A 12,548-nucleotide genomic window follows, 5' to 3' on the forward strand; every position below is an offset into this window, starting at 1 on the left:
GGGGAACATTCATGGGACAGATAACCCTGCAGGGCGTGGCCAAGCGGTTCGGCGAGGTCGAGGTGATCCCGCCCCTGGACCTGACCATCGACGACGGCGAATTCGTGGTCTTCGTGGGTCCCTCGGGCTGTGGCAAGTCGACGCTGCTGCGCCTGATCGCGGGGCTGGAGGATGTGAGCGATGGGCGCATCCTGATCGACGGGGCGGATGCGACAGAAGCATCCCCGGCCAAGCGCGGGTTGGCGATGGTGTTCCAGTCCTATGCGCTTTACCCGCATATGTCGGTCAGGAAGAACATCGCCTTTCCGATGAAGATGGCGGGCGTGCCCAAGGCCGAACAGGACCGCCGGATCGAGGCGGCGGCAAAGGCGCTGAACCTGACCAACTACCTCGACCGCCGCCCCGGCCAGCTTTCGGGCGGCCAGCGCCAGCGTGTGGCCATCGGCCGGGCCATCGTGCGCGAACCGGCCGCCTTCCTGTTCGACGAGCCGCTGTCGAACCTGGACGCCGCGCTGCGGGTGGGAATGCGGCTTGAGATCAGCGAACTGCATAACCGGCTGAAGACCACGATGATCTATGTCACCCACGACCAGGTCGAGGCCATGACCATGGCCGACAAGATCGTGGTGCTGCAGGCGGGCCGGATCGAGCAGGTCGGGTCGCCGCTGGATCTGTATCACAGCCCCCGCAATGTCTTCGTGGCAGGCTTCATCGGCAGTCCGCGCATGAACCTGTTCGGGGGCGCGGCAGCGGCCGAATACGGCGCCCAGACCATCGGCGTGCGGCCCGAACATATCCGCATCTCGGCCACCGAGGGCAAATGGAAGGGGCGCGTCGGCGTCAGCGAACACCTGGGATCGGACAGCTTCTTCTATGTCGAGGACACCGGCCTGGCCGAAACCATCACCGTCCGGTCCACCGGCGAAGTCGATCTTCACCACGGCGACACCGTCTGGCTGACCCCGGACGAGGGGAAAATCCATCGCTTCGACAAGAACGGAGACCGCATCTGATGCGACGGTTGGACGGCAAGCGCGCGCTGATCACCGGCGCCGCGCGCGGCATCGGGCTGGAATTTGCCCGCGCCTATCTGGCAGAGGGTGCCCGCGTTGCGATCTGCGACATCAACATCGACGCGGCGCGGAAGGCGGCAGACGGCATGGGCGAAGGCGCCATCGCGTTGCGCCTGGACGTCACCGACCAGGCCAGCATCGACGCCTGCGTGGCCGAGGTCGAAGGCGCATTCGGCGGCATTGACATCCTGGTGAACAACGCTGCCCTGTTCACCGCGGCCCCCATTGTGGAAATCACCCGCGCCGATTACGACCGCATCTTCGCGGTCAACGTCTCGGGCCCGCTGTTCATGATGCAGGCCGTGGCGCGCGGCATGATCGCGCGCGGAAAGGGCGGCAAGATCATCAACATGGCGTCCCAGGCGGGGCGGCGGGGCGAAGCCTTGGTGGCAGTCTATTGCGCCAGCAAGGCCGCCGTCATCAGCCTGACGCAATCGGCGGGACTGAACCTGATCGAACACGGCATCAACGTGAACGCCATCGCGCCCGGCGTGGTGGACGGGGAACACTGGGACGGCGTGGACGCCTTCTTCGCGAAATACGAGAACAAGGCCCCCGGCCAGAAAAAACGCGAAGTGGGTGCGGCCGTCCCCTTTGGCCGCATGGGCACCGCCGCCGACCTGACCGGCATGGCGATCTTTCTCGCCTCGCGTGATGCCGACTACATCGTCGCCCAGACCTACAACGTCGATGGCGGCAACTGGATGAGCTGAGGCTTGTCCCCCAGAAGAAAGGTTCCGGCCATGGCCGTTTCACTGAACGCATCCGCCCTTGATCACCTGCCGGACGCAGTGGGCCGCCCCGGCTATGACCGCGCCGCGCTGCGCCCCGGGATCGTCCATGTCGGCGTCGGAAACTTTCACCGCGCGCATATGGCCTGGTATCTGGACCAGCTTTTCGAGGCGGGCGAGGGCCATGACTGGGCGCTGATCGGCGCAGGCGTGCGGCAGGGCGATGCCGCGATGCGCGACCGGCTGGCCGCGCAGGACTGGCTGACCACGGTTGTCGAACTGGACCCGGACGGGCTGAATGCCCGCGTGATCGGGTCGATGGTCGATTTCGTGCCGGTCGATCCGCAGGCGGTGATCGCGGCGATGGCCGATCGGTCGATCCGCATCGTGTCGCTGACCATCACCGAGGGCGGCTATTACGTCGATGCCAAGACCAATGGCTTTGACGCCGCGCATCCCGACATCGCACATGACGCGGCCCATCCGGACGCGCCGCGCACGGTCTTCGGCATGATCCTGGCGGCGCTGCGGCAGCGGCGGGACGGGGGGCTTGAGCCCTTCACCGTGCTGTCCTGCGACAACCTTCCGGAAAACGGCCATGTCTGCGCCCGGACCGTCGCGGAACTGGCGCAACTGTCGGACCCGTCGCTGGCCGACTGGGTCCGGCGCAAGGTGGCCTTTCCGAACTCGATGGTCGATTGCATCACGCCCGCCACATCCGACCGCGAACGCACGCTTGTCCGCGACCGCTTCGGCATCATCGACGCCGCCCCCGTCGTCTGCGAGCCGTTCCGCCAATGGGTGCTCGAGGATCACTTTCCCCAGGGCCGCCCGCCGCTGGAAAAGGTCGGGGCTGAATTTGTCAGCGATGTCAGCCGCCACGAGCTGATGAAGCTGCGGATCCTCAACGGCGGGCACGCGGCCATTGCCTATCCGTCCGCGCTGCTGGGGCACCATTTCGTCCATGACGCCATGGCCGACCCGCAGGTCGCGGACTGGCTGCGTGGGTTGGAGATGCGAGAGATCATCCCGACGCTGCAGCCCATCCCCGGCGTCAGCTATGACGACTACCTTGACCTGATCGTCAGCCGCTTTGCCAACCCCGAGGTGGGGGACACGATCCCGCGCCTGTGCCTGGACGGGTCGAACCGGCAGCCCAAGTTCATCCTGCCGACCCTGGCCGACGCGCTGAAGGACGACCGCGACATCGAGGGCTTGGCGCAAGAGGTGGCCTTCTGGTGCCGCTATTGCGAACGGACGGACGAGGCCGGCCATGCGATCGCCCCCAATGACGACAACAGCGATGCCCTGCGCGACTATGCCCTCGCGTCGCGCCGCGACCCGCTGGCCTTCCTGGCGAATGAAGCCGTCTTCGGGCCCCTGGCCGCAAACCCGCGCTTTCGGCAGGCCTTCGCCCGCAGGCTGAAGATCGTGCAGGACCAGGGCGTGCGCGCGGCTATCCGGGACTACCTGGCCGCCGCATGAGAAACGGCCCCGCGAGGGGCCGGTCCTTCGTCAGGGGCGCAGCGTCTGGATGGTGACGTATCCCAGGGCCGGCCCGATCCATTGGCGCGACACGGCGATCTGCCCGCCCTGGACCATGTAGCTGTTCTGGAAGGTGGTGCCGTGGCCTTCGCAGTTCTCCACAGTCACGCCGGGGGCGGGGCCTGCACCGACGGTGCAGGTGAACTGCAACGGCCGTTCGATCCCGTCGCCCGCGAAATAGCGCATGATCCGCGTGCCGGTGCCAGCGGCGCCGGCGCGGATCAGCCCCTCGGTCGCGGGCTCGGCCACGGACAGGTCGTTGCCCAGGCCACGCGTGCCCACCAGCATCCCGCCGCGCAGGATAAGCGCCTCCTCGGCCGGCGTCATGTAGGTGCGCATGGCGCCGTTCTGTCCCGTCATCGCCATGACCTGCGTGCGGCCCAGGCTTTCGAACCCCGCCTGGATCAGCGGGCCCGGGTTGACGCGCAGCGCCTCGGCCGCGGCGTCCTGCGCCGATTTCGGCGGGGCGGCGGGCTGGTCGGGGGCGCGGCGGTCGGCCATGACCTGCCCGGCCGTCTGCGACAGGACGCCAAAGACACCCGTGTCCTGGTCATTGCCGCAGGCTGCCAGCGTGCCCAGCAGCGACGCCGCCAGCGTGATCTTCAACGCGCCGTTCATCGCCAGAACCTCCCCCAGCCTTCATAGAGTTTGACGGAATGGCTGTCCCTGACGCGGTCGTACAGGCGCCCGTTCACGTTCAACTGCGCGCCGCCGTCGCGCGACAGCGACCGAAGCGTGGTCTGCACCCGTTCCCGCGACGGCTGGCCCGAGGCCCAGCCCAGCGGGATCGACAGGGTCACGCCCTTGTCGAAGCTGCCCTCGCCGAACTCCTCGGCCGAGAGATCCGTCTTGGTCGCATAGGCCCCGATCCGCCAGCCGTTCGCGAATTCGCGGGTCAGCGTCAGCGTCGCGCCCTTGTCGCCCGCCAGGTACTTGCCCACGTCCAGTTGCGCGGTAAAGCCCTGCGTGAATTCGTAATAGGCCGAGACATGGCCCATTGTGACCTCGTAGTCGCGGAAGTCGAACAACTGGTCGAAGTCGCGCTTGCGGACCCGGTTCACCTCGGCGCCGAAGGCCAGCGGGGAATTTGCGGGCTTCCACAGAACCTCGGTCGAGACGCCGCCATAGGCGCGTTCCAGCAGGCCGGCGGTCACGCGGGTATAGACGGTCGGCGTGGGCTTGGCATACCAGGCCAGCGTCAGTTCCGGGATCACCGGGCTTTTGTTGCCCGTGTACATCCGCGTGTCCGAACGCACCCGCGGCACGCCTTCGGGTGTCGTCTCAAGCTCGGGGTTGTTCAGGTATTCATCGACACCGTAGAAGCTGCCGTCGTTGCGGCCCTTGCCCGGGCCACGCTGATAGATGTCGCCAAAGGCCCGCTGGCGCAGGGCGCCGGTCAGGATCAGGCCGGGCATGATCTCGTAGCTTGCGCGCGCTTCGGCGCCGACCTCGTGGGTCAGGCCATCCTCGGCGCTGAAGATCCCCAGGTCCAGATAAGGCTTGATGGCCCAACGAAAGCGGGGATAGACGCCTTCGCTGCGCACCAGACCCGGTGCACCCGCCGGGGCATCGGACAGGGCCGAGGCGGCGGCGATCTGCCCGGCCTCGGTATTCTCCAGCCGCTCGATGTCGGACCGCCGCACGGTGACGGAGGACGTCGGCACCCCGTCCGCGGTCGAGGTGATGACGAAGGTCTCGACCGAGGGGGGCAGGGCGCGGGTCATCAGGCGCGCGGTGCGCCCGATCGCCTCGGCCTGGTTGATGTAACGCTGGTTGCGCAGGCGGACCTCGGCCCGGTTGGGGCCCAGAGCCATGCTTTCCAGGATCTGCCCTTCCTTGGCCATCGCATCGCCAAGCGCGGTCTGGATCGCGGGCTGCGCCGTCGGATCCTGCGACCAGACACCCGACCATCCGTCGGGATCGGCCTGGGGCGCGGGGCGCGGCCGGACCGGGGCGGGCGCCTTTTCCAGCCCTGACGGATAGGGCGCCTGGCGCGGGTTCAGCGCGACCGAGAACTGTGCGCCGAAGGTTTCTCCGCCGATGGAATAAAGGCCGACCTGGTAGCTGTCGCCAAAGCTGTAATAGGCGCCCAGGTTCAGGCCGTTGCCGGGCTCGTTGCCCTGCTGGGCCACCTGGCCGTCGCTGTATCTGGTGACATAGTCGTTGTTGGAATATTCGGCCACCAGGCTGAGGCGGTCGTTGACCTGCCAGCTGACCGATGCAAAGGGTCGCGCGCCGCCGCGGAACCAGTCATCGACATTCGGCGTGCCGCCTTCGTCGCCTGAATCGATCGTGCGCGACTTGCCCGCCAGAACGCCCCAGCCCAGGCCCGCCGAGACGCGGATGGCCGGGGTGACCGACTTGGTCGCGACGATGTATTCGCCCGAATAGACGCCAGTGCCCAGGAAGTCCTGCAAGCCCACCGCGACGGCAGGGCGCCAGCCCTGCTCGTCCAGAAACTGATAGCGCAGGTCCAGCGACCGGTCAGAGATATACCCGTTCCTGCGCCCGTCGTTGATCCCCTCGACCCGCGAATAGCGCAAGACCGTGGTCAGTCCCGGCAGCGCCTGGAACAGGACGCTGGACCGCCGCCCGTAGTCCGACCAGGAAACCGTCGCCCCCAGCGTGCCGTCTGGCAGCGTTTCGGCCGTGGGCGTGTCGATGCCGCCGGGCAGGCCATAGGTGGACATGGTGCGGCCGTACATCGGCTCGGCGATGGCGGTTGTGCTGACCGATCCCAGCACCATGGCGGCGGGCAGGGTCGTCGCCAGCAGGCGTCTCAGGATGGGGGATCGGCGCATCGGCTTGTCCTCGTTCAACATGGACCGGATCATAAGGGCAAACCGCCCTGCTGGCATCCCGTCGGCGCATCATGGCGGGCCAGATGCGTCATGGATGCCGCAGGACGGTCAGGCCGTCATTCCGCGGGCGGGGTGGCAGCCGGTTCGCCGGCGGGCGCTTCCGGGGTCGCGGCAGGGGCAGCGGGCAGGCGCGGCGCGATGGTCGCGGCCGGTGCCGGGTCTGCGGGCGCTGCATCCGCCTCGGGGGCGGGGGGCAGGTTTGCCGTGCCCTCGGACGCCGGAGCGGTGGCCGCGGGTGCCGCCGGGGTCGCCGCCGCAGGCGCCGCCGCAGGCGCAGGCGCAGGCGCAGGCGCAGGCGCAGGCGCGGCCGGCGCCGGGGTGGCTGCGGGCGTTTGCGCGGGGGTCGCTGCCGGCGTTTCTGCCGGTTCGGCCTCGGTCGCGGCTGGCGTGGCCTCAGGGGCCGGCGCAGGGCGTGCGGCGGCGGGACGGCTGGCGACCGGGGCTGTGCGCGGCGCTGCAGGGGCCGGGGCGCGGGTCGCGGCGACGGCCTGGGCCACCTCGGCCGCGGCGGGGCCCGCGCAACCGGCCTCGGTCCGGCCCGACACGGTCAGGCGCGCGGTGAAGGGGAACCTGTCGCCCGACATGCTGTCCTGGCAGGCGGCGGCGCGGATGTTCAGCACGAAGGGACGGCCGGAATGCACGCCCACATATTCGACGCCCTGCGCGAAATTCAGGCGGTTCACGCGGATCGGGCGGCCGTTCTGGTTGTCAGGGGTCTTGTAGATCGCGGTGCTGCCGGCGACGTCGACAGCCCAGAAAGGCTCGTTGCCGCGCGCGCTGAAGGCCGCGGTGTTGTAGGTGGCTGCCTCGGCCGTGGACACGGGCCGCGCCTCGGCCCCGGTTTCGATCGGCTGCTCCAGCGGCGACACGCCCGGAGGACCCTGGTGGCCCTGAACCTCGGGCTCGGCGCCGCCGATGGTGGGAAGATTGACGCCCTCGCAGGCGGCAAGCGGCAGGGTCATCAGCGCGATGAGTGCAAGACGCGGTGTCATCGGTCAGCCTTCTTTGGGATCACTGTCACGCCAGCGTTAGCAACCGCCGGGCGCGCGCACAAGCAGACAAGGCCCGGCTGCGGCGACAGCCCGCCGCCCGGCCCGATCAACAATTCGGCACGTTGACCGCTAGCCCCCCCAGCGATGTTTCCTTGTACTTGTCCGACATGTCGCGGCCGGTCTGGCGCATCGTCTCGATCGCGGCGTCCAGGGGCACGAAATGGGTTCCATCGCCGCGGAGCGACAGGCTGGCCGCGCTGACGGCCTTGATCGCGCCCAGGCCGTTGCGCTCGATGCAGGGCACCTGAACCAAGCCGCGGACCGGGTCGCAGGTCATGCCCAGGTGATGTTCCAAAGCGATTTCCGCCGCGTTTTCCACCTGTTCGGGCGTCCCGCCCAGCACGGCGGCCAGCCCCGCAGCCGCCATCGCGGATGCGCTGCCGACTTCGGCCTGGCACCCGGCCTCGGCGCCCGAGATGGAGGCATTGTGCTTGACCAGGCCGCCGATGGCCGCAGCGGTCAGCAGGAACTCGGGGATGTCCCTTTCCGACGCGCCGGGAACGTGGTCCAGCCAATAGCGGATCACGGCGGGCACTGTTCCCGCCGCGCCGTTGGTCGGCGCGGTGACGACCTGACCGCCTGCCGCGTTTTCCTCGTTCACGGCCATGGCATAGGTGGACATCCAGTCGTTGATGACATGGGGCGCGGTCAGGTTCATGCCGCGTTCGGCCAGCAGCTTTTCGTGGATGGCCTTGGCGCGGCGCTTGACCGACAGCCCGCCGGGCAGGATGCCGTCGGTGGTCAGCCCCCGGTCCATGCAGTCGCGCATCACCTGCCAGATCCGCATCAGCCCCTGGCGGATCTCGGCGTCCGAGCGATAGACGCGTTCGTTGTCGTGCTTCATCCGGGCGATGGACTTGCCGGATGACCGGGCCATCTCCAGCATCTCGGCTGCGCTTGCAAAGGGATAGGGCACGGCGGGCGCATTGTCGCTGCGCTTGTCGTTGCCCTTGTTTGCCAATTCCCCATCCGTCAGCACGAAGCCGCCGCCGATGGAATAATAGATGCGGTGGAAGATCACGTCGCCCTGCGCGTCGGTGGCCGACAGGGTCATGCCGTTGGCATGGCCGGGCAGGGCATTGTCATAGTCGAAGCGCAGGTCGCGGTCGGGGTCGAAGGCCAGGTCGCCCAAGCCTTCCGGCGACAGCAGCTTGCTGTCGCGGTTGCGGGCAAGCGCGGCTTCCGCAGCCTCCATGTCCAGTGTCGCGGGGACAAAGCCCGCCAAGCCCAGGATGGTCGCGCGGTCGGTCGCATGGCCCTTGCCGGTAAAGGCAAGGCTGCCGTGCAGGCTGGCACGCAGCCCATGCACCCGGAAGGGCTGCTGGCGCAATTCGTCCAGGAACCGCGCCCCCGCGACCATGGGCCCCATCGTATGGGACGACGACGGGCCGACGCCCACCTTGAACAGGTCGAAAACCGACAGGAACATGCGTCCCCCTTGCATTTTGACCCTCATCTAAGCATCTGACCGGCTGAAGACCATTCCGATTGCGACAGTTGGGCAGGATGTTAGCGACATCGGTGCCGCTCAGGCTATGCTTACGGGATGGGCATGATGCCCGCAAATTAGGCATTCCGGCAGATGGTCGAAAAAGCGGCACCGGGTGTCCGTGACGCGATCTTGCGGGCCGCGGCAGGCAGGGCGAAGGAACGGGATATGCAACTGGGCGACCCTATCATTCTTGGCGACACGCGGCTTGGCCCGCCGGTGTTTCTTGCACCGATGGCGGGAATCACCGATCTGCCGTTTCGCCGCGCCGTTGCGCGATACGGCGCGGGCCTGATGGTCAGCGAGATGGTCGCCTCGACCGAGATGGTGACGCCCCGCCCGTCCACCCGCGCCGCCGTCCGCGCCAAGGCCCTGACCGAGGGCGCGCTGCCCGTCAGCGTGCAGATCGCGGGGCGCGAGGCCGGCGCGATGGCCGAAACCGCCCGCATCGTCGAAGGGATGGGCGCGCGGATCATCGACATCAACATGGGCTGCCCGGCCAAGAAGGTCACGGGCGGGCTGTCCGGCGCGGCGCTGATGCGCGACCTCGACCATGCGCTGACGCTGGTGGATGCGGTCGTGGGTGCCGTGTCCGTGCCGGTCACGCTGAAGATGCGGCTGGGCTGGGACGAGGATTGCCTGAACGCGCCGGACCTGGCGCGGCGTGCCAGTGATGCGGGGGTCCGGATGCTGACCGTGCATGGCCGGACACGCGCGCAGTTCTACAAGGGGCAGGCTGACTGGAGCCGCATCCGCGCGGTGGCGAACCTGCCGGGCCGCCCGCCGCTGGTCGCCAATGGCGATGTGGTGGACGCGGCCTCGGCCCGTGCGGCGCTTGCGGCGTCGGGCGCGGATGCGGTGATGGTGGGGCGGGGCGCGCAGGGCGCGCCCTGGCGGCTGGCGCAGATCGCGCACGACCTGGTGGGCAGCCCCGCGCCCGACCTGCCGCGCGGGGATGCCCTGGCCGATGCGGTGGCGGAACATTACGAGGATATCCTGGACTTCTATGGCACCGACCTGGGCCTGCGCGTGGCGCGCAAGCACCTGGGCTGGTATGCGGACGCGAACGGCGCGCCCTTGCGCGACCAGATGCTGCGCGCCGACAGCCCGGCGGCGACGCTGGCGCTGATCCGGCAGGCCTTCGGCGATGCTCGGGTGGCTGCATGACGCGCCCAGGCCCGGCTGGCTTCGACCAGGTGCAGCCGGGGCCGGGCTGGGACACGCTGCCCTTGCCGGCCCTTGTGCTGGACGACCAGGGCCGGGTCGCCGCGATGAACGACGCGGCCGAGGTTTGGCTGAACATGTCGCGCAACTCGACCCTGGGGCGCCAGCTTGACGGGGACGAGATGCGGACCCGGCTGCGCATCCAGCCCCCGCTGACGCCGCTGATCCGCCGCGTGCTGCGCGGGGACGAGGCGCTGTATCAGCCCAATGTCTGCTTCGAGATCGGCGACCGCGCCGGCGGCCACCAGGACCGCCACGCCGCGGTCCATGCCGGCCCGGCCGAGGCGATCGGCGGCGCGGTCTCGCTGCTGCTGGTCCCGCAGGACGAAGGCGCGCTGCAATCGCAAAGCCGCGCGGTCCGCACCGCTGCCCGCAGCGCCATCGGCATGGCCGAGATGCTGGCGCACGAGATCAAGAACCCCCTGGCGGGCATTCGCGGCGCGGCGCAGCTGATCGGCATGAATGCATCCCGCGAGGATCGCGAGATGGCCGAAATGATTGTCAGCGAATCCCGGCGCATCGTGTCGCTGCTGGAACAGGTGGAACGCTTCGGCGACACCTCGGCCCCGAACCTGCGGGCGATCAACGTCCATGACGTGCTGGAAAAGGTGCGTCGCTCGGCCGCCGTGGGTTTTGCCCAGAAGATCGCGATCGCGGCGGAATACGACCCCTCGCTGCCCGATGCGCTTGCGGATGCGGACCAGTTGACCCAGGTCTGCCTGAACCTGGTCCGCAATGCCGCGCAGGCGCTGAAGGATACCGCGCGCCCGGTGATCCGGCTGCGCAGCTTTTATGACCATACCCTGCGCCTGCCGCCCGACGACACCGACCCGACCGGCCGTCCGCTGCCCCTGCAGATCGAGATCGAGGACAACGGCCCCGGACTGCCCCCCGCCATCGCCGACCAGGTGTTCGAGCCATTCGTGTCGGGGCGCGAGAACGGCACCGGGCTGGGGCTGGCGCTTGTCAGCAAGATCATCACCGACCACGGCGCGCTGATCCGCGTGGATTCGCGCCCCGGCCGCACCGTTTTTCGCATTTCATTGCCCAAGGCATAAGGACCCGCGCCATGGACGGAACCGTTCTGATCGCCGACGACGACCGCACCATCCGGACGGTGCTGACACAGGCGCTGACCCGCGCCGGCTGCCGGGTCCATGCCACGGGCAGCCTGGCGCAACTGTCGAAATGGGTCGAGGAAGGCCGGGGCGATCTGGTCATCACCGACGTGATGATGCCCGACGGCAACGGTATCGACCGGATCCCCGCCATCCGCGAGGTGCGGCCCGACCTGCCGGTGATCGTGATCTCGGCCCAGAACACCATCGTCACCGCGATCCGCGCGACCGAGGCAGATGCCTTCGAATACCTGCCCAAGCCCTTCGACCTGCCCGACCTGATGTCCAAGGCCAACCAGGCACTGTCGCGCCGGCCCCGCAAGTCGGACCCTATCCCGGAAGCCCTGGCCCCGCGCCCGGCCGCCGATCCGGCCATGCCGCTGATCGGCCACGCCCCCGCGATGCAGGCGCTGTTCCGCATGGTCGCGCGCATCCTCAACGCCGACCTTCCCGTGCTGATCGCGGGCGAGCCGGGCGTGGGCAAGACCACCATCGCGCGCTCCTTCCACGACCTGTCGGACCGGCGCGACCAGGGGCTTGCGATCCTGACCTCGGCCGACGCGACCGAGGAGGCGATCACCCGCGCCGCCGACAAGGCCCGCAGCGGCACGATCATCATCGAAAACCCGGCAGGCTTCGATCCCGCCGCCCAGGCCCGACTGATCGGGCTGATCGAATCGCTGGAAAGCGGCCCGGACCGGGCAATGGCCCCGCGCATCGTGGCGACCACCGGTCCCGATCCCCAGGCCGACGTGGCGGCGGGGCGGCTGCGGTCGGACCTGTATTACCGGCTGGCCGGCGTGACGGTCACGGTGCCGCCGCTGCGCGCGCGCGTGGACGACATCCTGCCCCTGGCCAATCACCTGTTGGCCCGCGCGGCGACGCAGGGCCTGCCCGACCGGACGCTGGGCGACGACGCGGCCAGCCTTTTGCGGGCGCACGCCTTTCCCGGCAACGTCCGCGAGCTTGAGAACATGATGCGCCGCCTGGCCCTGATCGCCAGCGGATCGGCCATCACCGCGCCCGAGATGCGCGAGGCGCTGAGCCAGCAGGGCAGCGCCCGTGTGACCCCCGTGGCCGTCGCCATGCCGGTCGCGCCCGTCCAGACGGACAGCCCTGCGCCCGGTTTTTCCCTGGGCAGCGGCAACGGCCCCTTGTCGGATTCGGTCGAGGCGCATCTGCAACGCTATTTCGACCTGCATGGCGACAGCCTGCCTCCGCCGGGCCTTTACGACCGCATCCTGCGAGAGATCGAGCGGCCCCTGCTGCAGGTGGCCCTGGACGCTACAGGGGGCAACCAGCTGAGATGCGCCGACCTGTTGGGAATAAACCGCAATACCCTGCGCAAGAAGCTGACCGAGCTGAATATCGAGGTGACACGGCGCCGCAAACTGATGTAAAACCGCCACAGGGGGCGGCGCCAGCGTATCGGCGCTGCAACAGGAAGCCGCGTCA

At 68.8% G+C, this 12,548-nt stretch carries 10 protein-coding genes; 6 read left to right on the forward strand and 4 right to left on the reverse strand.

Translation table 11 applies throughout. The annotated features are described in order from the left end of the window. Positions 1-11: 11 nt before the first annotated feature. The 3 genes from IE224_RS10495 to IE224_RS10505 are packed head-to-tail and all read left to right on the forward strand — an operon-like array spanning position 12 to position 3,289. Complete coding sequence (locus IE224_RS10495) at positions 12-1,013, forward strand: ABC transporter ATP-binding protein (RefSeq protein WP_191310162.1); 1,002 nt, start codon at positions 12-14, stop codon at positions 1,011-1,013. Beyond that, a complete protein-coding gene (locus IE224_RS10500; RefSeq protein ID WP_191310164.1) occupies positions 1,013-1,786 on the forward strand; it encodes an L-iditol 2-dehydrogenase in 774 nt (257 codons plus the stop codon). The genes IE224_RS10495 and IE224_RS10500 overlap by 1 nt, the downstream gene beginning before the upstream one ends. A gap of 30 nt (positions 1,787-1,816) precedes the next feature. After that, positions 1,817-3,289, forward strand: a complete 1,473-nt coding sequence (locus IE224_RS10505; RefSeq protein WP_191310166.1) for a mannitol dehydrogenase family protein — start codon at positions 1,817-1,819, stop codon at positions 3,287-3,289. A 30-nt stretch (positions 3,290-3,319) separates the two neighbouring features. Here IE224_RS10505 and IE224_RS10510 read toward each other — a convergent pair whose 3' ends face one another. The 4 genes from IE224_RS10510 to IE224_RS10525 all read right to left on the reverse strand — a co-directional run bounded on the left by IE224_RS10510 (position 3,320) and on the right by IE224_RS10525 (position 8,691). After that, positions 3,320-3,967: a YjbF family lipoprotein gene (locus IE224_RS10510; RefSeq protein WP_191310167.1), complete on the reverse strand. Its 648-nt coding sequence runs from the start codon at positions 3,965-3,967 to the stop codon at positions 3,320-3,322. Beyond that, positions 3,964-6,150 (reverse strand): YjbH domain-containing protein, encoded by a 2,187-nt coding sequence (locus IE224_RS10515; RefSeq protein ID WP_191310169.1) that lies wholly within the window; start codon positions 6,148-6,150, stop codon positions 3,964-3,966. The genes IE224_RS10510 and IE224_RS10515 overlap by 4 nt, the downstream gene beginning before the upstream one ends. Positions 6,151-6,266: 116 nt before the next feature. Continuing rightward, positions 6,267-7,202, reverse strand: a complete 936-nt coding sequence (locus IE224_RS10520; protein WP_191310171.1) for a COG3650 family protein — start codon at positions 7,200-7,202, stop codon at positions 6,267-6,269. A gap of 106 nt (positions 7,203-7,308) precedes the next feature. Beyond that, positions 7,309-8,691, reverse strand: a complete 1,383-nt coding sequence (locus tag IE224_RS10525; RefSeq protein ID WP_191310173.1) for an L-serine ammonia-lyase — start codon at positions 8,689-8,691, stop codon at positions 7,309-7,311. Positions 8,692-8,919: 228 nt separating this feature from the next. Here IE224_RS10525 and dusB point away from each other — a divergent pair, with 228 nt between their 5' ends. From dusB to IE224_RS10540, 3 genes are read left to right on the forward strand one after another with little or no spacing between them, the layout of a single operon-like run. After that, positions 8,920-9,918 carry a tRNA dihydrouridine synthase DusB gene (gene dusB, locus IE224_RS10530; RefSeq protein ID WP_191310175.1) on the forward strand — a complete coding sequence of 333 codons (999 nt, stop codon included), beginning with the start codon at positions 8,920-8,922 and terminating at the stop codon, positions 9,916-9,918. Continuing rightward, positions 9,915-11,033 carry a two-component system sensor histidine kinase NtrB gene (locus IE224_RS10535; protein WP_167621599.1) on the forward strand — a complete coding sequence of 373 codons (1,119 nt, stop codon included), beginning with the start codon at positions 9,915-9,917 and terminating at the stop codon, positions 11,031-11,033. The genes dusB and IE224_RS10535 overlap by 4 nt, the downstream gene beginning before the upstream one ends. 11 nt (positions 11,034-11,044) lie before the next feature. Next, complete coding sequence (locus tag IE224_RS10540; RefSeq protein ID WP_191310177.1) at positions 11,045-12,493, forward strand: response regulator; 1,449 nt, start codon at positions 11,045-11,047, stop codon at positions 12,491-12,493. Positions 12,494-12,548: the final 55 nt, after the last annotated feature.

Source organism: Paracoccus aerius, assembly GCF_014656455.1.
Classification (GTDB): domain Bacteria; phylum Pseudomonadota; class Alphaproteobacteria; order Rhodobacterales; family Rhodobacteraceae; genus Paracoccus; species Paracoccus aerius.